At 66.1% G+C, this 24,677-nt stretch carries 17 protein-coding genes; 13 read left to right on the top strand and 4 right to left on the bottom strand.

From position 1 onward, the window contains the following. Positions 1–76: 76 nt before the first annotated feature. From U1703_RS15040 to U1703_RS15030, 3 genes are all read right to left on the bottom strand, one after another. Positions 77–1,024 carry a LysR family transcriptional regulator gene (locus tag U1703_RS15040; protein WP_332786332.1) on the bottom strand — a complete coding sequence of 316 codons (948 nt, stop codon included), beginning with the start codon at positions 1,022–1,024 and terminating at the stop codon, positions 77–79. Between the two features lie 51 nt (positions 1,025–1,075). Beyond that, positions 1,076–2,200 (bottom strand): CaiB/BaiF CoA transferase family protein, encoded by a 1,125-nt coding sequence (locus tag U1703_RS15035; RefSeq protein WP_332786331.1) that lies wholly within the window; start codon positions 2,198–2,200, stop codon positions 1,076–1,078. Between the two features lie 177 nt (positions 2,201–2,377). Beyond that, positions 2,378–2,635: a hypothetical protein gene (locus U1703_RS15030; RefSeq protein WP_332786330.1), complete on the bottom strand. Its 258-nt coding sequence runs from the start codon at positions 2,633–2,635 to the stop codon at positions 2,378–2,380. A 133-nt stretch (positions 2,636–2,768) separates the two neighbouring features. Between U1703_RS15030 and U1703_RS15025 the strand changes: the two genes are divergently transcribed. The 11 genes from U1703_RS15025 (at position 2,769) to U1703_RS14975 (ending at position 19,763) form a co-directional block, all read left to right on the top strand. After that, positions 2,769–3,440 (top strand): response regulator transcription factor, encoded by a 672-nt coding sequence (locus tag U1703_RS15025; protein WP_320450824.1) that lies wholly within the window; start codon positions 2,769–2,771, stop codon positions 3,438–3,440. Between the two features lie 7 nt (positions 3,441–3,447). Continuing rightward, positions 3,448–4,782: a sensor histidine kinase gene (locus tag U1703_RS15020; RefSeq protein ID WP_332786329.1), complete on the top strand. Its 1,335-nt coding sequence runs from the start codon at positions 3,448–3,450 to the stop codon at positions 4,780–4,782. A gap of 134 nt (positions 4,783–4,916) precedes the next feature. Further along, a complete protein-coding gene (locus U1703_RS15015) occupies positions 4,917–8,138 on the top strand; it encodes an efflux RND transporter permease subunit (RefSeq protein WP_332786328.1) in 3,222 nt (1,073 codons plus the stop codon). Continuing rightward, the gene (locus tag U1703_RS15010) at positions 8,131–9,306 is read left to right on the top strand and encodes an efflux RND transporter periplasmic adaptor subunit (RefSeq protein WP_332786327.1); all 1,176 of its coding nucleotides are present in this window, start codon (positions 8,131–8,133) and stop codon (positions 9,304–9,306) included. Before U1703_RS15015 ends, U1703_RS15010 begins: the two co-directional genes overlap by 8 nt. Then, the gene (locus U1703_RS15005) at positions 9,299–10,747 is read left to right on the top strand and encodes an efflux transporter outer membrane subunit (RefSeq protein WP_332786326.1); all 1,449 of its coding nucleotides are present in this window, start codon (positions 9,299–9,301) and stop codon (positions 10,745–10,747) included. Before U1703_RS15010 ends, U1703_RS15005 begins: the two co-directional genes overlap by 8 nt. Before the next feature lie 250 nt (positions 10,748–10,997). Next, entirely contained in the window at positions 10,998–11,993 is a 996-nt protein-coding gene (locus U1703_RS15000) for an SDR family oxidoreductase (RefSeq protein WP_332786345.1), read from the top strand. Between the two features lie 204 nt (positions 11,994–12,197). Further along, positions 12,198–13,433: a GTP-binding protein gene (locus U1703_RS14995; protein WP_332786325.1), complete on the top strand. Its 1,236-nt coding sequence runs from the start codon at positions 12,198–12,200 to the stop codon at positions 13,431–13,433. Between the two features lie 81 nt (positions 13,434–13,514). Further along, positions 13,515–14,018 (top strand): hypothetical protein, encoded by a 504-nt coding sequence (locus U1703_RS14990; RefSeq protein ID WP_332786324.1) that lies wholly within the window; start codon positions 13,515–13,517, stop codon positions 14,016–14,018. A 60-nt stretch (positions 14,019–14,078) separates the two neighbouring features. Next, positions 14,079–15,368, top strand: coding sequence for a TolC family protein (locus tag U1703_RS14985; protein WP_332786323.1), 1,290 nt, complete (start codon positions 14,079–14,081; stop codon positions 15,366–15,368). After that, positions 15,368–16,516 carry an efflux RND transporter periplasmic adaptor subunit gene (locus U1703_RS14980; RefSeq protein ID WP_332786322.1) on the top strand — a complete coding sequence of 383 codons (1,149 nt, stop codon included), beginning with the start codon at positions 15,368–15,370 and terminating at the stop codon, positions 16,514–16,516. Before U1703_RS14985 ends, U1703_RS14980 begins: the two co-directional genes overlap by 1 nt. Positions 16,517–16,520: 4 nt before the next feature. Next, a complete protein-coding gene (locus U1703_RS14975; RefSeq protein ID WP_332786321.1) occupies positions 16,521–19,763 on the top strand; it encodes an efflux RND transporter permease subunit in 3,243 nt (1,080 codons plus the stop codon). Between the two features lie 419 nt (positions 19,764–20,182). On the opposite strand, the gene U1703_RS14970 is transcribed toward U1703_RS14975, so the two are convergent. Then, positions 20,183–20,998, bottom strand: coding sequence for a transporter (locus U1703_RS14970; protein WP_332786320.1), 816 nt, complete (start codon positions 20,996–20,998; stop codon positions 20,183–20,185). A 440-nt stretch (positions 20,999–21,438) separates the two neighbouring features. Here U1703_RS14970 and U1703_RS14965 point away from each other — a divergent pair, with 440 nt between their 5' ends. Both U1703_RS14965 and U1703_RS14960 read left to right on the top strand, forming a co-directional pair. Then, a complete protein-coding gene (locus tag U1703_RS14965; RefSeq protein WP_332786319.1) occupies positions 21,439–23,763 on the top strand; it encodes a PAS domain-containing sensor histidine kinase in 2,325 nt (774 codons plus the stop codon). A 37-nt stretch (positions 23,764–23,800) separates the two neighbouring features. Further along, a complete protein-coding gene (locus tag U1703_RS14960) occupies positions 23,801–24,178 on the top strand; it encodes a response regulator (RefSeq protein WP_332786318.1) in 378 nt (125 codons plus the stop codon). The last annotated feature ends 499 nt before the right edge of the window (positions 24,179–24,677 follow it).

The raw sequence follows: 24,677 nt of genomic DNA, 5'->3' as shown, positions 1-24,677 counted from the left end.
CCAGGATGTGCTGGCTTGCCGAACGCATCGCCAAGACGCTTTTGCGCTGGCGCCCATAGGGCGTCGTTATGCCCGATCAGACACTGACCCGCATCCGCGCCTGCCCCCACGCCCCGGCGCGCACCAGGTCGCGCAAGGTCCGTCGACACAGCCGCTCGACCGCGCGCATCGCGGTGGTCAGCGGGCGGTCGGCAGGCTCGACGATATGGACGGTGCGCTGGAAGGCAGGCTCGAACGCCCAGGACCGGAGCGCCCCGGCCGCCACTTCGACGGCCACCGAATGATCGGGCAGGACGGAAAAGCCCAGCCCGTCCGCCACCAGCGACTTGATGGCGCCATAGGCGTCGATCTCCCACCCCGTGGTCAGGGAGACCTTGGCACGGGCCGCCTGATCGTCGACCAGATCGCGCAGGCCATGGCCGGGGCTGGGCAGGATCAACGGCAGCCCGGCCAACTGCGCCATCCCGACCGACCGGCCGGGCGGGGACATGGCATGGATTTCCGCCTCCCCGGTCGCGCCGAACAGGACCAGCGTCTCGGTCAGGATGCCCGTCGAACGCAGCTCACGATCCTCGACAAAGGCGTAGAGCAGGCCCAGATCTACCCGCCCCTGCCGCAGCCAGTCCAGGACATAGCCGCTCATCGCCTCGGCCACCCGCAGGCGGACGCGCGGCAGCTCGGCACGGGCGGAGCGGACCAGCGGCGCACCCAGCACCTGCGCGATAGAGGACGGCAGGCCGATCGCCACCTCTCCCGCCGGCTCGGCATCGGTATCGCGAATGGCACGCTCGGCTTCCTCGAAACGGGCGACGATGTCGCGGGCATGGGCAAGCAGCGTCGCCCCCGCCTCCGTCGCCTGGACGCCCTGTGCCGTTCGAAACAGCAGCGCGACGCCCAGATCCGCTTCCATGTTGCGGACATGCAGGCTGAGCGAGGGCTGCGCGACGTTCAGTCGTTGCGCCGCGCGCGAAATGGAACCGCTTTCGACGATGGCGATGAAATAGCGCAGCTGTCTGACGTCCAAGGGCGGGTCCTCTCTCTCCGCCCCCGCGCATAGCGCGCCGCCCGTGAAACGTCACCCGGCGGCGAACTCCGCGCGCAAGCCTGCGTCGTGCTCGCCCAGGGCCGGTACGGGCCCGAATGCCGGGTCCTGATTGTTGATGCGTGCGCCGGGGGCCAGATACCGGACCGGTCCCGATGGCGTGTCGACCGTGACGTATCGATTTTGCGGATGCGCGGCCAGATCGGCCATCGAGCTGACCCGGCCATAGGCGATCCGCGCGCGCTCCAGGCGTTCGATCATTTCATCCCGTGTCGCCGCCGCGAAGGCCGCCGACACGATCGCGTCCAGCTCGTCGCGATGCGCCACCCGCGTGCTGTTGCCGACGAAACGCGGATCGGTCGCCACCTCCGGCTGGAGGAGGACGTCGCGGCACAGATTGGCCCATTCGCGTTCGTTCTGGATCGAGAACAGCACGGCCGAGCCATCACCACAGGTATAGGCGCCGTAGGGCGCGATCGTCGGGTGGTTGAGCCCCGAGCGGGCCGGCTGCTTGCCGCCATAGACATATTGCAGATAGGGCACGTTCATCCAGTCGGCGAGCGCATGGAACAGCGACACGTCGATATGCCGCCCCTCGCCGCTGCGCATCCGCCCGATAATCGCCTGGAGCACCGCCTGATATGCGGTCATGCCTGCCGAAATGTCACAGACCGACACGCCCACCCGCGCCATGCCATGGTCGTTGCCGGTAATCGCGGACAGCCCGCTTTCGGCCTGAACCAGCAGGTCATAGGCCTTCAGGTCGCGATACGGCCCCTCCAGTCCATAACCGGAAATGGAACAGGTGATCAGCCGGGGATCACGCGCGCGCAAAGCCGCAGGCGCAAAGCCCAGCTTGTCGATGACGCCGGGGGCCAGGTTCTGAACGAAGATATCCGCGCCATCGATCATCCGCGCCAGGATCGCACGATCGGCCTCCTGCTTCAGGTCGAGGCGCACCGATTCCTTGCCGCGATTGAGCCAGACGAAATAGGCGCTCTCACCATGGACCAGATGGTCATAACCGCGCGCGAAATCGCCTTCCGGACGCTCGACCTTGATGACACGCGCGCCGCCGTCCGCCAGCCGGCTGGTGAGATAGGGTGCCGCCACAGCCTGTTCGACCGACACCACCGTCAATCCCGCCAAGTCGCCCATCATCCCATCCTCGATTTGATTGCATCGTCGGATGTGGCTTTTGCCGATCAGGGGCGCAAATAGCGTCGCGGTCATACTGTCATCGCATCCCGCTATGCCCTTTGTGCGCCGCCGTATCGCAAGCCGTGGCCAAGACAGGAACATGTGCCCGCCGGTTCGATCGTCGGCACCGTCATCCTATCTGAGCAGGCGCTTCGGTGTGTCGCCGCTTGCCGCACGGTCCTTTTTTGCGGCGATCCTCGTCTCGTTGCGATCGTGATGGGCATGGTGGTGGTGGGCGTGACGGCCAGGTTCGAAACAGGGCGTGGCGTCCGCCATGGGCGCCGCCACGTCGAAGCAGTCGTTGCTCATGTCGCGCTCGCTCTGCGCGGCCAGGGCGGGGACGGCGACCAGGCCGAGCGGAAGAGCGATCGTCCAGAAATCGGGGCGGCGCATGTGAAACCCTTTGAACCGAGACCGTGAGATGCCCCCATTGTCGCCCCGAAGGCCGCGTCTGCCGACTTAAATGAATTTAACCTGCGGCGATGCGTCTTGGCCGCCATGCGGGTGTGCGGTTATGCCGCACGTCATGGCAGATATTCTGGTCATCGAAGACGACGACGCCACCGCTGCGGCCATCATGGCCGAGCTGGCGCGTCATGGGCATGTCGCCAGTCGGGCGGCGGACGGCGATAGCGGGCTGGACCTTGCCACCCGCGAAGCGTTCGATGCAATCACCCTGGACCGGATGCTGCCCGGACTGGACGGCCTGACCCTGGTCGCACGACTGCGCGAACGGCATATCACCATCCCGGTCCTGATGCTGAGCGCCTTGAGCGACGTCGACGAGCGGATCGCAGGGCTTCGCGCGGGCGGCGACGATTACCTGACCAAGCCTTTCGATTTCGCCGAAATGGCGATGCGGGTCGAGGTGCTGCTGCGGCGGCGCGAACAGGCCGAGGCGGTGGTGCTTCGCGGCGGCGGGATCGAATGCGACCTGGTCCGCCGCACGGTCAAGGTGGACGGCGAGCCGACCCGGCTGCTCCACATGGAGTTCCGACTGCTCGAGTTCCTGATGCGCAATCAGGGCGAGGTCATGACCCGGCGGATCATCTTCGAGCGGGTCTGGGGCTATTATTTCGATCCCGGCGCCAATCTGATCAGCGTCCATATCGCCCGGCTGCGCAAGAAGATCGACCGGCCGGGCCGACCGTCGCCGATCCAGACGGTGAAGGGAGAGGGCTATCTCTTCGAGAGCTGACGCGCCATTGCGCTGGCGCGACATCATCGGGATCAGCACCTTCCGCCTCTCGGCCATGCTGGGGGCGGTGTTCGTCGTCGGGCTGATCGCGATGCTGGGCGTCGTCTATGCCGCCACCGCCCGCGACCTGACCGCACGCAGCGACCGCATCCTCCATGCCGCCGCGCAGCGCCTGTTGCAGGTCCCGGCGGACCAGTTGCCCGACCGCGTGCGATACGAGCTGCGGCGCGACCGGGCCGGCTTCAATTATCTGGCACTGATCGCGGCCGACGGCACCCCGATCGTCGGCAATGTCCGCCTGTTGCGCCCCCTGCCCCCCGGCCATCCCGTCGATGTCGAGGACGGATCGCGCGGCCCCTTTCGCCTGGTGGCGCTGCACACCCGCGAGGGCGAGACGCTGCTCGTCGGGCGCGACATCAGCCTGCTGCGCGACCTGCGCCATACCATCCTGGAGACGCTGATCGTCAGCGGCCTGCTGACCCTGCTTTGCGTGGCGGCGGCGGCGATCTGGTTCAGCCGCGCACCGCTGCGCCGCGTACGCGCCCTGCAACGCGCCAGCCGGGAGATCGCGGCGGGGGATTTTTCGGTCCGGATGCCGATCGCCGGGCGGCATGACGAACTCGACCAGTTCGCGACGACGGTGAACGCGACGGTCGAGGAGGTCGGCCGCGTCGTCGCGCAGGTGAAGGGCGCGACCGATGGCATCGCCCATGATCTCCGTACCCCCCTCACCCGCGTCCGCGCGACCCTGAACGCGCTGCGCCACCGCCCCCATGACGCGGACGAAGTGGCGGCGGGAATCCGGCAGGCGACCGGCGACCTCGACCTGGTGCTGGAGCGGTTCGCCGCCCTGCTGCGCATCTCCGAGCTGGAAGCGGGACGCCGCCGTGCCGGGTTTCGCACGCTCGACCTGGGCACCCTCGTCACACAGGTCGCCGACCTCTACGAACCACTGGCCGAGGATCGGGGCATCGCCCTGTCGGTGGCTAGCCGGTCATGGTCGGTGGAAGGCGACGACAAGCTGTTGTTCGAGGCGCTGAGCAACCTGCTCGACAATGCCATCAAGTTCGGGCGGCCCGGCGGTCGGGTCGCGATCGCACTGACCGAAGGCCCGGACGGGCGCGCGATCGAGGTGCGTGACGACGGACCCGGCATCGCAGCCGGGGAACGCGATGCGGTGCTACGCCGGTTCCACCGGGGACAGGGGGCGCAGGACATTGCGGGCAGCGGCCTGGGCCTCAGCCTGGTCGTCGCGATCCTGCACCTGCATGGCCTCAGCCTCAGCCTGTACGATGCCGGGCCGGGACTATGCGTGCGGATCGCGCTGCCCCGCCCGGAGTGAAATTCATTTAAGTCGCCTGCGCCCCCGAATGGCGCGATGGAGGCCCCGTCGGCGACGCGCAGCGGGTTCCCCACCCCCCTTGATCCCCGCGCCGTTGCCGACACCGCCCATATCCGACGGTCACCGGGACACCCATGCTTCAGCTCGTCAAGCTTGCCCTCGCCAAGCCCTATACCTTTGTCGTCCTCGCGATCCTGATCGTGCTGGGCGGCGGGATCGCGGCGGTGGAAACGCCGACCGACATCTTTCCCGACATCCGCATCCCGGTGATCGCCGCGGTCTGGACCTATCGCGGGTTGCCGCCACGCGACATGTCGGGGCGCGTCATCTATTATTACGAACGCTCGCTGTCCTCGACGGTCGGTGACATCGACCATATCGAAAGCCAGTCGCTGTCGGGCGTCGGCATCGTGAAGATCTTCTTCCGCCCCGGCGTCGATATCCGCACCGCCACCGCGCAGGTGACGTCCGCATCGCAGACCGTTCTGAAGCAGATGCCGCCGGGCATCACGCCGCCGCTGATCCTGAACTACAACGCCTCGACCGTGCCGATCCTTCAGCTCGCCCTGTCGGGCAAGGGCCTGTCCGAGCAGAAGATCTACGACCTGGGCCAGAACATGATCCGCCCGGCGCTGGCGTCGGTGCAGGGCGCGGCGATCCCATCGCCCTATGGCGGCAAGGAACGCCAGATTCAGATCGACCTGGACCCCGCCGCGCTTCAGGCGCACCGGCTGTCGGCGACCGACGTCGCGAGCGCCCTGGCGCAGCAGAACCAGATCGTGCCCGCCGGCACCGCGAAGATCGGCCAGTATGAATATAATCTCCGTCTGAACAACAGCCCCGACGCGATCGACGAACTCAACGACCTGCCGATCAAGACGATCGACGGGACGACCGTCCTGATGCGTGACGTGGCGCATGTCCGCGACGGATCGCCGCCGCAGCGCAACGAGGTGCGGGTCGACGGCGCGCGCTCGGTCCTGATGACCGTGCTGAAGAGCGGATCGGCCTCGACGATCGCCATCGTCGATCAGGTCAAGGCACTGATGCCCAAGCTGGAGGCGACGTTGCCGCCCGGGCTGAACGTCAAGCTGCTGTCCGACCAGTCCGTGTTCGTGAAGGCGGCGGTATCCGGCGTGATGCGCGAAGGCGTGATCGCCGCCGCGCTGACCAGCCTGATGATCCTGCTGTTCTTGGGCTCGTGGCGCTCGACCGTCATCATCGCCGCGTCGATCCCGCTCGCCATCCTGGCCGCCATCGCCGGGCTGGCGCTCGCCGGGCAGACGCTGAACATCATGACGCTGGGCGGGCTGGCGCTGGCGGTCGGCATCCTGGTCGACGACGCCACCGTCACCATCGAGAACATCAACTGGCATCTGGAACAGGGCAAGTCGGTGCGCGACGCGATCTTGGACGGCGCCAGGCAGATCGTCGGCCCCGCCTTCGTCTCGCTGCTGTGCATCTGCATCGCCTTCGTGCCGATGTTCTTCCTGCCGGGGATCGCGGGCTTCCTGTTCGCGCCGATGGCGATGGCGGTGGTGTTCGCCATGATCGCCTCGTTCATCCTGTCGCGCACCCTGGTGCCGACGATGGGCAATTACCTGCTGCGCGATCATGGCAGCGCCCACACCGCCGAGGTGATGGCGACGCATGACGCGCAGGCCGGTCGGCCGGAAAGCCGCAACCCGCTACGCCGGTTCCAGCATGGTTTCGAGCGTCGGTTCGAGGCGGTGCGCAGCTATTATACCGGCCTCCTCGCCTTTGCGCTCGCCCGGCGGCGACCATTCGTCATCGGCTTCATGGTGGTGGTGCTGATGTCCTTCGCGCTGGTGCCGATGCTCGGCCGCAACTTCTTCCCCGCCGTCGATGCAGGCCAGATCAGCCTGCATGTCCGTGCGCCCGTCGGCACCCGCATCGAAGAGACGGCCGCGCTGTTCGACCATATCGAGAACCGCATTCGACAGGTCATTCCCCCCGACCAGCTCGACACCATCGTCGACAATATCGGCCTGCCGGTCAGCGGCATCAACCGCGCCTATTCCAACACCGGCGGCGTGGGCCCGCAGGACGGCGACATCCTGGTCACGTTGAAGGAAGGTCACCACCCGACCGCCGATTTCGTCAAGGCATTGCGCGAACAGTTGCCGCAGGATTTCCCCGGCTCGTCCTTCGCCTTCCTGCCCGCCGACATCGTCAGCCAGATCCTGAACTTTGGCTCGCCCGCCCCCATCGACGTGCAGGTCGCAGGCCCCGATACCAAGGGGAACGAGGCCTATGCCCGGATGCTCGTCGCCCGCCTGTCGAAAATCCCCGGCCTCGCCGATGTCCGCCTGCAACAGGCGTCCAACTATCCCGAATATGCGGTCGATGTGGACCGTGCGCAGGCCAGCCGCCTGGGCATCACCGAGAACGACGTGACGCGCAGTCTCTCCGTCAATCTGGCGGGCAGCGCGCAGGTCGCGCCGACCTTCTGGCTCAATCCCAAGAACGGCGTGTCCTATCCGATCGTGGTGCAGTCGCCGCAATATCGCGCCAGCACCATCGAACAGCTCGACAACCTGCCGATCACCGGCGCCACGCCCGGCAGCTTCCAGACGCTGCAGGCGTTGGGCACGCTGCACCGCGAACCCAGCCCCGCGCTCGTCTCGCACTATGCCGTGCAGCCGGTGTTCGACGTCTATGCGACGCCGCAGGGTCGCGACCTGGGCGCGGTCGCCGCCGACATCAACCGGGTGCTCGCCCAGACCAGGGCTCAGTTGCCCAAGGGCGCGACCGTGGCGATGCGTGGACAGGTGGAGACCATGAATACCGCCTTCACCGGCCTGATCCTCGGCCTGGCGGGTGCGGTCATCCTGATCTACCTGCTGATCGTCGTGAACTTCCAAAGCTGGATCGATCCGCTGGTGATCGTATCCGCCCTGCCCGCCGCACTGGCCGGGATCGTGTGGATGCTGTTCGCAACCCATACGCCGCTTAGCGTGCCCGCCCTGACCGGCGCCATCATGTGCATGGGCGTGGCGACCGCGAACAGCGTGCTGGTGGTCAGCTTCGCCCGCGAGCGGCTGGCGGCGTGCGGCGACGCGATCCAGGCCGCGATGGAGGCGGGCGCCACCCGCTTCCGCCCGGTGCTGATGACCGCGCTGTCGATGATGATCGGCATGGCCCCAATGGCGCTGGGCCTGGGCGAAGGCGGCGAGCAGAATGCGCCGCTCGGCCGTGCGGTCATCGGCGGCCTGCTATGCGCCACGCTCGCCACGCTGGTCTTCGTGCCCGTCGTCTTCGCCATTGCGCACCGCCGCCGGAAGGCGACCACGCCCACCCCCTTTACGCCCATCGGAGAAGCCAAACATGCATGATGCCGCCCCGGCCCCCGCTGTGTCGGCCGACACGCCCACGCCCAAGGGCCTGAAGATCGCCGGCCTTGCCGCCGTCGTCCTGGCGATCGGCACGGTCGGTGTCGGGATCTCGACCCGAAGCCATGACGTCGCGACGGCGGCCAGCTGGTCCACGACCAACGCCATTCCGACCGTCCACCTGATCCCCGTCAAGGGCGGTGCGGCAAGCGAGGCGCTCGACCTGCCCGCGACGCTGGAGGCCTGGGAGGCCGCGCGGCTGTTCCCGCGTGTCGGCGGCTATGTGCATAGCTGGTCGCAGGACATCGGCGCGCACGTCGCCGCCGGACAGGCGCTCGGCGTCATCGATACGCCCGAACTCGACGAGCAGATCGGCCAGGCCCGCGCCGCGCTGGCCAGTGCCGTCGCGCATGAAAAACTGGCGCGCAGTACGGCCGCCCGCTGGAGCGACCTGCTGACCACCTCCTCGGTATCCCGGCAGGAGGTCGACGAGAAGAACGGCGACCTGGCGGTCAAGGCGGCCGGTGTCGCCGAGGCGCGCGCCGCCCTGTCGCGGCTGGAGGCCATGAAACGCTATGCGGTCGTCCGCGCGCCCTTTGCCGGGGTCGTCACCGCGCGCAATGCCGAGGTGGGCGATCTCGTCGGTCCCGGCGCCGCCGCGCAGTCGCCCATGTTCGGCGTGGCCGACACCCGCCGCATCCGCGTCTATGTCAACGTGCCGCAGTCGCTGTCGGCCACGATCAAGCCGGGCATGACCGCGACGCTGAGCGTCCCCGCCTTTCCGGGACGCCGCTTCACCGCCACGGTCGCGGGCCTGTCGAGCGCCATCGATCCGCAATCGGGTGCCTTCCGCGTCCAGCTTCTCGCCGACAATCCCGACGGCCTGTTGAAGCCCGGCGGCTATGCCCAGGCACGCTTCGACCTGCCCGGCCAGCCGGGCACCGCGCTAGTGTCATCCAGCGCCATCCTGTTCGGTGCAGGCGGCGCGCAGGTCGCCACGGTCGACCCGCACGGGCATATCGTGATGCATCCGGTGCATATCGGGCAGGACAACGGCCCGACCATACAGATCCTGTCTGGCATCGCGCCCGGCGAACAGGTCGTCGACAATCCGCCGGACTCGCTGGCGCAGGGCGAGCTGGTCCGCGTGGGGCAGAACCGTCATGGCTAAGCCCCTGTCCCGATCGATCGCATCCCACTGGCTCGCCGGCACGGCACTGGCGCTTCTGGGCGGGTGTTCGATGGCCCCCGCCTATCACCCGCCGGTCATCCCCGCCCCTGCCGCGTATAAGGAAATGCCGACGGCCGGGAACACGGTGTGGAAGACCGCCGATGCGGCGACCACGACCCTGCCCGCCGCCTGGTGGACCGGCTTCGGCGATCCGCTGCTCGACCAGTTGGAAGCGCGGATCGACAGCGACAATCCGACGCTGGCGGGCGCGCTGGCTCGCTACGACATGGCCCGTGCCACCCTGGCGGGCGCGCGTTCCGGGTTGTTCCCCCGTGTCGAGCTGACCCCGAACCTCACCCGCAACCGGCAGTCGGACGAGCGCCCCTTGCGCGGCGGCTCGCAACCGGATTTCTATAGCGCCGCGACACTGGGCGGTGACTTATCCTATGAGGCCGATCTGTGGGGGCGCGTGCGCAATTCCGTGGCGTCCGGCCGGGCGCTTGCCGAAGCCAGCCGCGACGATCTGGCGGCGGTCAAGCTCGCCCTGCAAGGCCAGCTGGCCACGGACTTCGTGCGGTTGCGGGGGCAGGACCAGCAACTGGCGCTTCTCGCCCAGACGATTGATGCCTTCGCCAAGGCGGATGCCCTGACCCGCAACCGCTTCCGCGGCGGTATCGCGACCGGGATGGATGTCGGCCGGGCCGGTGCGCTACTCGGCGAGGCGCGCGCGCAATATGCCGTGTTGCAGGCGGATCGCGCCGTGACCGAACATGCGATCGCCAGCCTGGTCGGGCAACCCGCCTCGGTCTTCTCGATCCCGCGTCGCGATACCCCGCTCGCCCTTCCCGCCATTCCGGTCGGCGTCCCCTCGACCCTGCTCGCCAGACGCCCCGATGTCGCGGCGGCCGAGCGGCGCATGGCGGCGGCCAATGCGCGGATCGGCGTCGCCAGGGCCGCATTCTTCCCACAGATCATGCTGGGCGGCACAGGCGGGTTCCAGAGCACGGCGCTGGCGGGGCTGGTCGCTGCCCCCAATATCTTCTGGGCGATTGGACCGGGCGCGATCCTCAACCTGTTCGACGGCGGGAAGCGCCGCGCCGATGTCGCCGCCGCGCGCGCCGACTGGGCCGCTGCCGCAGCCGATTACCGGGTCCGCGCCCTGGGGGCATTCCAGGATGTCGAGGATGCCCTGGCCACCCTCCATCATCTTGACGAAGCCCAGACCGCACAGAACGAAGCGGTAGCATCGGCCGCCAAGGCAAGTCAGATCGCGCTGGACCGTTACATCAAAGGCGCCACCACCTATCTCGACGTGGCCACCGCCCAGGAAAATCTCCTCCGAGACCAGCAAAGCGCCCTGTCGTTGCAGAACCAGCGCCTGACGGCGAGCGTCGCCTTGGCCCGTACGCTGGGCGGAGGATCACCGACAGCCAGTGGCTAGCGGACCGACGAGATGCCCCAGAACCGAGCCCTCATGCGCTTGGCCACGCATCCCCGCATCAGATGCGCGATCATCTGGTGGTTCGGCATCGCAAACGCGGTCGAGACGGGACAAATGTCGCTCGCTGATGGTCGCCCATAGCGGCCGTGCTGCAAATGCAGACGGGACAGAAGAAACAACGCCGCGACATCCCTCAATTTGGAACAGAAGCAATCGTTTGGCGCTTGTGAATGTGATCATTCCGGGAGCTATGACATTGACCGATACCACACGACGCACATTCGTGACGGGTGCAGCCGTCACCGCTGGTGCCATCGCAGCGACAGCCGCAAACGCCGCAACGCAGGGCGGCAGCAACAACGCCGCGACGACATCGGCGGCCGCAGCCTATCCCAAGCCCCCCTATCCCGCACAGCGCCAGCCTTGGCCTGGTCTTGCGTCGAAGATGACCCCGCGCCCGGACCACGGTGAGAAGAGCTACAAGGGCTCAGGCAAGCTGGCTGGCAAGAAGGCCTTGATAACCGGCGGCGACAGCGGCATCGGCCGGGCTGCGGCGATCGCCTATGCGCGAGAGGGTGCGGACGTCGCGATCAACTATCTACCCGCCGAAGAACCGGACGCTCGCGAGGTCGTGGCCTTGATCCAGGCCGAGGGTCGCAAGGCGATCGCAATTCCCGGCGATCTGCGTGACGAACGTTTTTGCCGCCAGCTGGTGAAGCAGGCGAGCGAACAGCTGGGCGGCCTCGATATCCTCGTCAACAATGCGGCACGCCAGCAGACGCGTCCCGGTATCGCCGATATCTCGAGCCAGGATTTCGACGATACGATGAAGACCAATGTCTACGCACCGTTCTGGCTGACGAAGGCGGCACTCGAGCGGATGAGCGCGGGCGCGGTCATCGTGAACACCTCGTCCGAACAGGCTGGCAATCCCTCGCCCGACATCGTCGACTATGCACTGACGCGCGCCGCGGTGCTGAACTTCACCAAGAGCATGGCCAAGCAAGTCGCCAGCCGCGGCATCCGCGTGAACGCCGTTGCCCCCGGCCCCTTCTGGACTCCCCTACAGGTCAGCGGCGGAGCGACACCTGAGAAGTTGCGGAACTTCGGCGGAGATTCGCCGATGGCGCGAGCAGGCCAGCCGGCGGAAATTGCGGCACTTTACGTGGCCGCCGCCGATCCGTCGTTGAGCTATTCGACGGGCCAGATATTCGGTTCGACGGGCGGAAACGGTCAACCGGCATGACCAGTCGTGCCGCAACTCTTCGGAGTTGCGGCACGCAACAGGCGGTCCCAATGCCGATCTCGAAACTGCCGCCAATCCGTGAGCGGTCATCCGAGACGGGTGGAAGCGGGGTCGACGACAGCGTCGCCGCTCGATGATGCCACTGGACATCCTCCTTTTTTTCCAGTTTATGTTATGTTGTAACATACCTAACGGATGATCGTCATGACACGTCTTTCCCAGTCCGATTCCCGCCTTCCCGTGACCGTGCTGTCGGGCTTTCTCGGTGCTGGAAAGACGACGCTGCTCAATCACATCCTCGCCAATCGCGAGGGGCGGCGAGTGGCAGTGATCGTCAACGACATGTCGGAGGTGAATATCGACGCCGACCTCGTCCGTGGGGGTGAGGCCGCATTGTCCCGGTCGGAGGAAGCCTTGGTCGAGATGACCAATGGTTGCATCTGCTGCACGCTGCGCGACGACCTGCTGGCGGAGGTCCGCACACTCGCCGAGGCGGGGCGGTTCGATTACCTTGTCATCGAAAGCACGGGGATTTCGGAGCCGCTGCCCGTCGCCTCCACCTTCTCGTTCCGCGACGAAGACGGCATGTCGCTGGGCGATGTCGCGCGGCTCGACACGATGGTGACGGTGGTCGATGCCCTGAACCTGCTCGCCGATTATTCGAGCCAGGATTTCCTGGCCGACCGTGGCGAGACATTGGGAGAAGACGATACCCGCAGCCTGGTGGGCTTGCTGGTCGAGCAGATCGAGTTCGCCGACGTCGTGATCGTCAACAAGGCGTCGTCGGTATCGCCGGAACAGCTTGGCATCGTGAAGAAGCTGATCGCCAGCCTCAACGCGGATGCCGTGATCGTGACGGCCGATCACGGCCGCGTCGACCTGGACCTCATTCTCGACACCGGGCTGTTCGACGAGGAAAAAGCGGCGCGCCATCCGCTCTGGGCGAAAGAGTTGTACGGCTATGCCCACCACCAGCCCGAAACCGAGGAATATGGCATCGAAAGCTTCGTCTATCGCGCCCGACAGCCCTTCGATCCGGCGCGTTTCCATGCATTCCTGACGGATGGCGGCTTGGACCATGTCGTGCGCGCCAAGGGGCATTTCTGGTTGGCGACCCGGCCAGACTGGATCGGCGAACTCGCGGTCGCGGGCAGCCAGACCGAGACGGCGCGCATGGGCCGCTGGTGGGCGTCTATCCCGAAACACCAATGGCCCGATGACGGGCGCTTCGAGGAATTCGTCGCCAGGCATTGGGACATGATCTGGGGCGATCGGCGCCAGGAACTGGTGTTCATCGGCATCAACATGGACGAGGCACGAATCCGCGCGAGACTGGATGCCTGCCTCGTTTCCGCCGCTGCCTTCACCCCCGCGCTTTGGACAGCGCTGCGCGATCCGTTCCCGGCATGGGGCGCGCGCCAGTTGGAAATCGCTGAGTGACGCTTGGCATGGTCGAGGACGTCGGTGCCTCGGCCTATAAGCCCATCGTGATGATCTTCGCTCGGCGCGGATCAAGACGCCGTGTCCCTGCGCAAGATCAACGCGGTCCGGGCAGCGTTCGGCATCGGCGTGCTCCAGGATGCTATCAGCAGCCCCGCGACAGGTAGCTACGTCGCGAATTGTCCCGAAACGATGGCCGAAGGGACGCCAACCCTTCGCAGTGACATCTACACCTTTTTACACTATCCAACCTCCGTGCGCCGCCTCCTCCCCCTCCTGGCCTGCTTGATGCTGATGCTGACGACTATGTCAGGCATGGCTCATGCTGCCGATGTGGCGGGGGGCAGCATCGCCGGTGTCGAGCTGTCCGCGCATACGGACGGCGATAGCGACGAAGTCCCATCGGACAGCGACAAGGGCTATCCGCATCATCACACCGTCTGCCACGGACATGAGGTCGGCAAGCCGATGCAGGCCGATGCGGCATGGGCGCATGTTGCGCGTGGAATGCAGGCGGTTGCCTCCCTCATTGCTCCTTTGAACGGCACGGCGGGCACCGTCGATTTGAGGCCCCCGCAAGCCTGACGTTCCGAACAGGGCGCGCATTGGCGCGCCCCTGTCGTTCATCGTCAGGAGTTCCTATTCATGTATCGCACCCTTGCGGCCGTCCTGGTCGCAGCGTCGTGCGCCTCCGTGGCGCCAGCGCAGATGGACATGGCCGCGCCTTTGGCATCGACCGAGCCCGTCTATACCCTTGAGCAAGCTGTCGCCGCAGCGGGGGGCACTGCGCCCGCTACGACGGCAGCCTCCGCCGCCATCGATGCGGCGCGCGCCGGCCGCACCGTCGCGGGCCTGCGCCCCAACCCGGTCATACAGGGCCAGGTGGAAAACATCATCGGATCAGGGTCATATCGTGGTCTGCGATCAGCTGAGACGACGGTCGGCTTCGCTGTTCCGATCGAACTCGGCGGCAAGCGGGGTGCCCGCGTGGCGGTCGCGAACGCCCATCTGGCCCGGACCGAATTGCAGGCGGCCATCATCGCGGCCGATGTCCGGCTTCAGGTCACGCAACTCTATATCCAGGCGGTGGCAGCGGATCGCCGTGTCATCACCGCGCGCGATCAGGCGCGGATCGCAAGCGATGCGTCGAAGGCGGCGGGCATTCGCGTCCAGGCCGGGCGTGCCTCTCCGCTGGAGCAGCAGCGCGCGGACGTCGCCCGCATCAACGCGGAGGCGAACGTCGAGCGACAGTCGCGGTTGGCCGATGCGGCGCGGGCGAACCTTGCACGTCGTATCGGACAGCCGATCGACGGAATGCTCGACTCCGGCTTGCTCGATCGTCTGCCGACTATCGCGACATACGGCCCGCTGCCGCCCGTCGATACCTCCGGTACACTGGCGTTGGCGGCAGCGAATGCCGAACTCAGCGTGGCCGATGCCGGGCTCAGGCTGGCGCGTACGAACCGCGTGCCCGACCTCAATATCGGACCGGCGCTGCGCCGTCTCGAGGCGACCAACGACACCGCCGCAGTGTTCACCGTCTCGATCCCGATCCCGCTGTTCAACAATGGACATGCTGCGATCGCCCAGGCGACCGCACAGCGGACCCAGGCGGAGGCGCTACGTCGCGCCATGACGCTCGACGTCGAGCAGGCGATCACCGACGCCAGGGCCGAAGAAGCCAATGCCGCGACTGCCGCACGCGCGGCATCGGGGCCTGCACTGGCGGCAGCGCAGGAAGCCGCGCGAATCGCCCGGATCGGCTACCGCGAAGGCAAGTTCGGTCAGCTCGATCTCCTCGATGCGGAAAGAACGCTATCGGAAACGCGCGTCGCCGCGATCGATGCGCTCGCCAATTATCAAAACGCCCGTGCGCGGCTGGAGCGACTGACCGCCCCCGCGCCGACATCCACGATATCGGGGGAAACCCAGTGATGAAGACGACCTATCTCGTCAGTGCAGGCGCGCTTGTGCTGATACTGTCCGCCTGCGGCGGTAGCCGTGACGCCGGCGATCGGAGCGCCGGCAAGGAAGCTGCCTCGACGTCCCAGGCCGCCCCCGTCCAGAAGGGGGCGGTAACGCTGTCGACCGACCAGATCCGCGCAGCGGGCGTCGAGCTTGGCCGTCCGATCATAGGCGGCGCAGGCACGATCGACCTGCCTGCCATCATCGAGGGCGATCCGCAGAATACGCTGGTCGTCTCCGCAGCGATCGCCGGACGCGTCGTGGCGCTGACCCGCAACCTTGGCCAGTCGGTCGGACGCGGACAGACGATCGCCCTCATCGAGAGCCGTGAGGCGGCGCAACTCAAGGGCGAGGCCGAGGCTGCGCGCGCGCGGCTGCAACTCGCCAGTTCCAATCTCGCGCGCGAGCAGCGCCTGTTCGCGCAGAAGGTGTCGCCCGAGCAGGACCTTGTCGCGGCACGGACCGCCGCGACCGAAGCGCGGATCGCGTTGCGCCAGGCGCAGAGCATGATCTCGGCGGCGGGGGGCCTCGGAGGCGGCCTCAACCGTCTTGGCATCGTCGCCCCGATCTCGGGCCAGGTCATCGCCCGCCCGGTCGTGCTGGGACAGACTGTCGCGGCAGACGCCGAACTCTACCGCATCGCCGATCTTGCGCGGGTGTCGCTGTCGCTTAGCCTGAAGCCGGACGACGCGAGCAAGATTCGTCCCGGCAATATCGTCACCGTTCGCGCAGCGGGTCGGCAGGCGACGGCGCGCATCGCCTTCGTTTCACCTGCACTGGATCCGCAGACGCGTTTGGTGCCCGCGATCGCGACGCTCGACAATCACGGCGGTACATGGCGTGTCGGCGAGCCGGTGACGGCCTCGATCCAGCTCACCGGCAGCGGGCGCGACGCGGCGATCCGCGTACCGACGACGGCGGTGCAAAGCGAAGACGGTCGCTCGATCGTGTTCGTGCGAACGACGACCGGCTTCCAGGCAACGCCGGTCGTCCTGGGTGATGCGTCGGGCGATACCGTCATCGTCCGCTCCGGCCTGACCGGGCGCGAGCAGATCGCCACTACGGGAAGCTTCTCGCTCAAGGCCGAACTCGGCAAGAGCGAAGCGGCGGAGGATTGATCGCATGATCGCCCGCATCGTCACATGGGCGGTCGAGAAGCGCTGGCTCGTCCTGCTCCTCACCGCCATCGCCGCGACCATCGGCGCCTTCTCGCTTCGGCAACTGCCGATCGACGCCGTGCCCGACATCACCAACAACCAGGTCCAGATCAACGTCCGCGCGTCGGCACTGTCGCCCGAGCTGGTCGAAAAGCAGGTGTCGTTCCCGATCGAGACCGCGCTCGCCGGGACGCCTGGCCTCGAATATACCCGCTCGCTCAGCCGCAACGGCTTTGCACAGATCACCGCGGTCTTTTCGGACAAGACCGACATCTACTTCGCCCGCCAGCAGGTGGGCGAGCGGTTGCAGGGCGTCCGGGAAAGCTTGCCGGACGGCGTGAACCCGGAAATGGGCCCGATCGCGACCGGGCTCGGCGAGGTGTACATGTACACCGTTCGGCTCCAGCATCGCGCCGACGACACGCACAAGCCGGGTGAACCGGGGCAGCAGCCCGACGGCAGCTACATCACGCCCGAAGGCGAGCGACTGACGAGCGAGGAGGACAAGGCCACCTATCTGCGCACCGCGCAGGACTGGATCGTCACGCCGCTGCTCAAGAGCGTCCCGGGCCTTGCCGGGGTCGACTCGATCGGCGGCTATGCCAAGCAGTTTCTCGTTGTCCCCGACGTGGCGAAGCTCGCCTCGCTCGGGATCACGCTGACCGACCTCGGCACCGCGCTGGAGCGCAACAACACCAGCGTCGGCGGAGGCTTCGTCAACCGCAACGGCGAAGGTCTGGCGGTGCGATCCGACGCGCTGCTACGCAACACCGCCGAGTTGGGGCGCACCGTCGTCGCCTCGCGAGGCGGCGTGCCGATCACGCTCGATCAGGTAGCGACCGTCAAGACCGGCCAGGCAATCCGCATGGGATCGGCATCGGAGAACGGCACCGAAGTCGTGGTCGGCACCGCGATCATGCGGATCGGGGAGAACAGCCGCAATGTCGCGACCGCGGTCGCGGACAAGCTCGAATCGATCAACGCCTCGCTGCCACCCGATGTCGTCGTCCAGCCCGTGCTGAACCGCACCGCGCTGGTCGATTCCACCATCAAAACCGTGGCGAAGAACCTCTTGGAGGGCGCGATCCTCGTGATCGTCGTCCTGTTCCTCCTGCTCGGCAATTTCCGCGCGGCGATCATCGCGGCCCTGGTCATCCCGGTGACGATGATGCTGACCGGGTTCGGAATGCTCCGCGCCGGCGTCTCGGCAAACCTGATGAGCCTCGGTGCGCTCGACTTCGGCCTGATCGTCGACGGCGCGGTCATCATCGTCGAGAACTCGCTGCGGCACCTCGCCGAGTTGCAGCACGACAAGGGCCGGCTCCTGACGCCGAAGGAGCGGCTGGCCACCGTCGCGACCTCGGCGCGTGAAATGATCCGTCCGTCCGTCTACGGACAGGCGATCATCATCCTCGTCTATGTGCCGTTGCTCACCCTGACCGGGGTGGAGGGCAAGACGTTCGTGCCAATGGCGCTTACCGTCATCATCGCGCTCGCCTTCGCCTTCGTGCTGTCGCTCACCTTCGTGCCCGCGATGATCGCGATCGCGCTGTCGAAGCGCGTCGAGGAACAGGACGGCCGGATCGTCGCATGGCTGAAGCGCCGGTACGAGCCGGGACTGACCAAGGCCATGAAGCGCCCGGCGATCACGATCGGCGCGGCGGTCGGCAGCCTCGTCCTGGCGGCGCTGGCGTTCACCGCGCTGGGTCAGGTGTTCCTGCCCCAGCTCGACGAGGGCGATCTCCTCATCCAGTCGCTGCGCATACCGGCGACCTCGGTCCAGCAGAGCCAGGCGATGCAGGTGCCGATCGAGCGGATGATGTCGCACCAGCCGGAGGTGAAGTTCGTCTACTCCAAGACCGGCACCGCCGACCTGGCGTCGGACCCCATGCCGCCCAATGCGACGGACATGTTCGTCATCCTCAAGCCGCGCGAGGAATGGCCCGACCCGAAGCTGACGAAGGCGGCTCTGGTCAGTCGGCTGGAGGGGCAGCTCGCCCGTTTCCCCGGCAATGCCTATGAGATCACCCAGCCGATCCAGATGCGCTTCAACGAGCTGATCGCCGGCGTGCGCGGCGATATCGCCGTCAAGGTGTTCGGCGACGACTTCGCGTCGATGAACCGCACCGCGGAGCAGATCGCCAGCGTGCTCCGCAAGACGCCGGGCGCTGTGGATGTGAAGGTCGAGCAGACGACGGGCCTCCCCATGCTCGACATCCGCGTCAACCGCGACGCGATGGCGCGGCTCGGCGTTACCGCGCAGGACGTGCAGGACACGATCACCGCAACGCTGGGCGGCCGCACGGCGGGAATGATCTTCGAGGGCGATCGTCGCTTCCCGGTGGTCATCCGCCTGTCCGAGACGCAACGTGCGGACCTGAACCTGTTGCAGCAGGTCCCGGTGCCGGTCGCCGGAGGCGCGTTCGTGCCACTGTCGAGCGTCGCGGACATCCGCATCACCGACGGGCCGAACCAGATCAGCCGCGAAAATGGAAAGCGGCGGGTGGTCGTTCAGGCCAATGTCCGCGGCCGCGACGTCGGGTCGGTCGTCGCGGAGGCGCAGGCGACGATCGCGCGACAGGTCCGCCTCCCCTCGGGCAGCTACCTCGAATGGGGTGGTCAGTTCGAAAATCTCGCCTCGGCGAACGCTCGGCTGAAGCTCGTGGTGCCGGCGTGCTTCGTCCTGATCCTGTTCCTGCTGTACGGGGCCCTGGGGTCGGTGCGGGACGCGGCGATCGTCTTCACCGGCGTGCCCTTCGCGCTGGTGGGCGGCGTGCTGCTGCTATTCGTATGCGGTATGGACTTTTCAATCTCGGCTGCGGTCGGGTTCATCGCGTTGTCGGGTATCGCGGTCCTTAACGGTCTCGTCATGGTCAGCTCGATCCAGGGGCTTATCGCCGGCGGCATGGACCGGGCAGAAGCGGCCTATGCCGGGGCGCAGCAACGCCTTCGTCCGGTGGCGATGACGGCGCTGGTCGCCAGCCTCGGCTTCGTGCCGATGGCGCTTGGCCACGGAGCCGGTGCCGAGGTGCAGAAGCCCCTGGCGACAGTCGTCATCGGCGGGCTGATCTCCGCGACGCTGTTGACCATGTTCGTATTGCCGACACTCTATGCCCGCTTCGGGCAGCGGACGATCGGCACGACGGCCGACGACAGTGCGGAGACGGACGTCGCCTCGACGATGCAGGCCGCACATGCGCCTGACTGACCGTATCCGCCTCGCACGCGGATCGCATCATCACTCGAATTACGAAAGACGTCGATATGGATGTAAGGCTCTGGGTCGTGTGCGCAGCGGTCGGTGGTATGATTCCTGGTCGAGATGTGGGCCCCTAGCTGGGCCGCTACGCCGGCATCCTTGGTGGTTTCGTACTTTTGGCGATCGGTGGACCGATCCTGCTTCAACATCTCTCCGACGCTGCCTGAGACAAGGACGCCCAGCCGATCCCATCGAACCGCCAAGAAGCTTTCGGCAGCTAAGGAAAATTTGCAGACCTCGACGAGCCGCTACCAGACATTCCTGCCCTATTCCCTAACCCGAGCTTAGGTCATTCGATGATTTGAAAGCCGGGCACGACAGGAACAACTAATGTCAGGCTGTCCCCGAAGCAGGATATACTCAGGCTCTTAAAATCGATGCGATACTCCAAGGAACGCCTGCATGTCAGGTGCGGCCCTGTTCAGCCCGACGTTCGTGCCAAGATCGAATTGCGTGTTATGATCCGATTGCCAGGATACCGCCAAGCTGCCCAGAGCGGGAGTCCCGCGCACGGTCCGGTCCGGATCGTCGTCGCGCAGGACCTGCGTGCTCAGATCGACTTTCAGCGTCTCGCTGAACTCATATTCGATTTCGGCCGCGCTGCCGTACAGCGCATGGCGGCCCCGACCGTCGTCATTAACCGCCGCCGACACGATCGGGGTGACTTGCAGCGAGACTGTCTTCGACGTGCGATAGGTGACGGGAAGCTGGAACGTCGCGCCCCAGTCACCGGCGCCGATCGGCTGGCGTCCCACCGGCACCAGCGCGGTGGCGATGCCAGACATCGCCAATCCCGTATCGCCCTTTCGTTCGACGATCGACGTCTTGATGCCGATGCTGGCGTCCCCGACCCGGTGCGTCCGCATTACGGCACCGTCTGCGTCGCGGTCCCGCTGAACGCCGAACGGCGTCCATCCCAACCGCAACTCGGTCTTCCCGCCCATACCGAAGCGGATCAGCGTGTCCCCGATCAGTACCGTGTCGACCCGCTCGCCATCGCGACGCTCAAGCGTCCAGTCTGCCAGTCCCGTTTCGGTCTGCAAGCGGCCGGCTGCCGTGATGCACGCGCTGGTCGTCAGGCCGGGGCGCTCGCTGCACAGCCGATCGGCATTGCTGTTCTGCGCTGTCGCCGCCACCGGAACCCACGCCAGGCCACAAGCTAACGCTTTGATCAAATTGCGCATTATTACCCCTTCACGAGCGGCGTAGCGCAAAGCGACCGACCATGCCATGGACTATCGCGCCTATTCTCTCGACCGCACCAAAGCTGTGAAGTGGCAACAGAGCGATCGAGGACGGTGACCGAGGACCAGTCATTCAGAGCGTACTATTCGTCTCCCGGCGTCCGCCATTCGTTGATCTTGTAACTGACGGTCCAACAGGGCTCACGCCATGGCGGACAAGCGGCGAGGCTTGGAGAAAGCGCGATGGCGACCTTCTGCACGACGGAGGGCAATAGCCGCAATGCGGGGTATGCCATGTTGTCCAGCCGTCAGGGCACAGAAACGCAGGGAACCTTCCAGCGTCCGGTTCCCTTTCTCTGCTTCATCTTATAAACGTATAATTTGGCCTGCCGTGGGGGCGGGAGATGTCGGACATAAGGCTCAAGGAAGCGACGGCAAGAATGGTAACGGACGCCGATCACGCCACACCGCGCATGGCCGAGCTGGTTGCTGGACATGTCTGGAGCAATAGTCCGCTGGGAGCGCGCAGCACTTGGCCGGCTTCGTTGCGGATCACGGTCGATACGATGCTGGCGTCGCTGCATCCCATGTGTTTGATCTGGGGTAGCGAACGCATCCTCCTCTACAATGACGGCTATGCTCCTATCCTCGGCACCCGCCATCCCGGCGCGCTCGGGCGACCGACCATCAAGGTGTGGCCGGAACTCTGGTATGACATCGAACCGCTGATCGACCGCGTCTTCGCAGGCGAGAGCGTCGCATTCCGCGACCAGCCCTTGACCATGACGCGTAACGGCTTTCCCGAAGAGACGTGGTACGATTTCGCCTACTCGCCAGTGCGGGATGACGAGGGCAAGGTCGTGGGCCTGCTGAACGTCACGTCGGAGAGCACGGCACGCGTGACCGCCCAGCGAGAACGCGATCGCTCGGTGGACGAGCTCTCGGTCAACGACGCGAAATGGCGCGACCTGTTCGAGACGCTGGAAGAGGGCTTTGTCCTTGGCGAGGTTATGCGCGATGGCGCGGGCCGGATCGTCGACTGGCGCTACGACGAGGTCAACAACGCCTGGTACGATCTGGTCGGTGTCGAACATGGCTGCGCGGTCGGACGGACGATCCGGGAGGTCTTTCCCGGCGTCGAGGATGAATGGGTGACAGAGATCGCCCGCGTCGTGGAGACGGGCGAGGCGATACGGTTCACGCGCCAGGTGGGCAATCTCGAACGTTGGTATGACGGCATATGCCAGCCCGCCGGAGCCGATCGGTTCACCATATTGTTCCTCGAGGTCACCGAACGCATCCAGTCGGAACGACGGCGCGAAGCCCTGGCGGAACTTGGTCGGGTGTTGCTGGCCATCGGCGATCCGGACGAAGTCGTGCGTGCGGCGGCGGCGATCATCGGACGCACGCTCGATGTCGGCCGCGTCGGGTACGGCACTCTTGCAGAGGACGGAGAGACCTTCACGGTGCCGAACGATTGGACGGCCGAAGGCTATCCGAGCCTCGCTGGCACCTATCATATGGATGACTACGGGGGTTATGCGGACGACCTTCGCCAGGGTCGCACCGTCGTCATTCCCGACATCCGTCTCGATTCCCGTACATTGCCCAATACGATAGCGCTGGAGAAGCTGGCGGTCCGTAGCCTGGTCAACCGGCCGATCGTGGAGAAGGGGCGAACGGTTGCCGTCCTCTACATCAATTCGGATACCACTCGTGACTGGACGCCCAAGGAGTTGGCGTTCATCGCCGACGCCGCCAATCGGACCCGCGCCGCACTCGAACGGCGTCGCGCCGAGAAGGACGTGCGAGAAACCGCGACCTTCATGCGCAGCGTCCTTGCCGCGTCCACCGATTGCATCAAGGTCGTCGAACTGGACGGCACGCTTTCGTTCATGAGCGAAGGCGGCATGGAGGTGATGGAGATCAGCGACTTCAATGCGGTCCGCGGATGTCCGTGGCCGGACCTGTTGAGGGAAGACGGCCCGAGACAAGCCCGCGAGGCGCTGGAAGCGGCGAAACGGGGCATCACGACGCATTTCGAAACGCCGGCCGACACGTATCTCGGCACACCGAAACACTGGTCCGTATCCGTATCGCCGATCCCAGGCCCCGATGGCGAGGTGGCGCGCATCCTGTCGGTGTCGCGTGACCACACCGAGCTTCAGAAATCACGCGAACAGCAGCAGCTCCTCAACGGCGAACTGGCGCATCGCATCAAGAACACGATGAGCGTCGTGCAGGCGATCGCCAACCAGACGCTCGGCAAGGCAGAGGATCGGGAGGCGGTCGCCGCGTTCGGCAAGCGGCTGGGTGCGCTCGCTTCCGCGCATGACGCGCTGACCCACGACCATTGGTCGGCGGCGAAGCTGGGCGATGTCGCGCGCGGCGCGCTGGAGACATTCGGCGAGGATCGCTTCACGCTGGCCGGACCCGAAGTCACGATCGGGCCACGCGCGACCTTGGCGCTGACCCTCATGCTGCACGAACTCGCGACCAATGCCGCCAAATATGGCGCGCTGACGGTGTCGGACGGCAAGGTCACAGTGAACTGGGCGGTCCACCGCGAGGGCGATCAGGACGTGCTCCATCTGGGCTGGGCCGAGCGAGGTGGCCCGCCTGCGGTCGAACCGACGCGCAAGGGTTTCGGCTCGCGGATCATTCGTATGGGTCTAAGCGGCTCCGGGGGCGTTAAGCTGCGCTACGAAGCCCAGGGCCTCACGATGGAGGCCACTGCCCCCCTTTACCAAGTTCAAGAGGCGTAACGCGTAACCTGACGACATGGGACAGTCTCAACCTATCATGCGCTGGCCGGTGCTGGTCGTCGAAGACGAGCCGATCCTGCGGCTCGATGCGATCAGCATGGTCGAGCAGGCCGGCTTCGAAGCCGTCGAGGCGCTGAGCAGCGCCGACGCCATTCGGCTTCTCGAAGAGCGTCTGGACATCCGCTTGGTCTATATGGACCTCGACATGCCGCGCAGTCGCAAAGGCATCGAGATCGCAGCGGCGATCCGCAAACGCTGGCCGCCGATCGAAATCATCCTGACCGCGGCGTATTTCACGCGAGAGAGCGTCGAGCTGCCCGAACGGGTCGAATTCTACCCCAAGCCGGTGGATCATATCGAGATTGTGGAAGCCATGCGGCGGCTGATCGGACATGATCGGACGGAACAGGCCTGAGCGCACCATCGCCCCTGTCCATCGGTGCAAGGCTGAATTGGGCTTGGCCGGAAAGTGGTGCGCTCTTGACGGTCGGAGTGCGGTTGATTGCCGCCCTTCGGACAAATCGAGACGGTCATCCGCCTGAAATCGCTCTATGATCCCGTTGCTGCCGGCAGACACACCTTGGTCACGAACCCAGGCCTATGACTAGATTGGCGACAGCACAGCCTGGCCACACTGCCCGGAAACCGTGCTCGACCTGTTGCTTCCGTCGAAGTTCGCGATGTGCCTTGGCTGTTCGTGACGGATGAGACTCGTCACCTCCACGGCGGGCAGGTTGCGGGGCATCGACCCATATTCGGTCGTTCTGGTGCTGGTTTGGCCCACCCGACTTCTGCCATTCATCCAACTTCGAAATGAGCGATACGTCGCTCGTCAACGAGCGATTGGCCGCGACGAACGGCACGAACGCTGCGCAGTGTGCAGGATTTCGAACCATGAAATCATGCCGATCGTC

The sequence above is a fragment of the Sphingomonas flavida genome, assembly GCF_036663655.1.
GTDB lineage: Bacteria > Pseudomonadota > Alphaproteobacteria > Sphingomonadales > Sphingomonadaceae > Sphingomonas.
The sequence above is the reverse complement of the archived record's forward strand: the minus strand, read 5'-3'. Positions and strand labels throughout refer to the sequence as shown.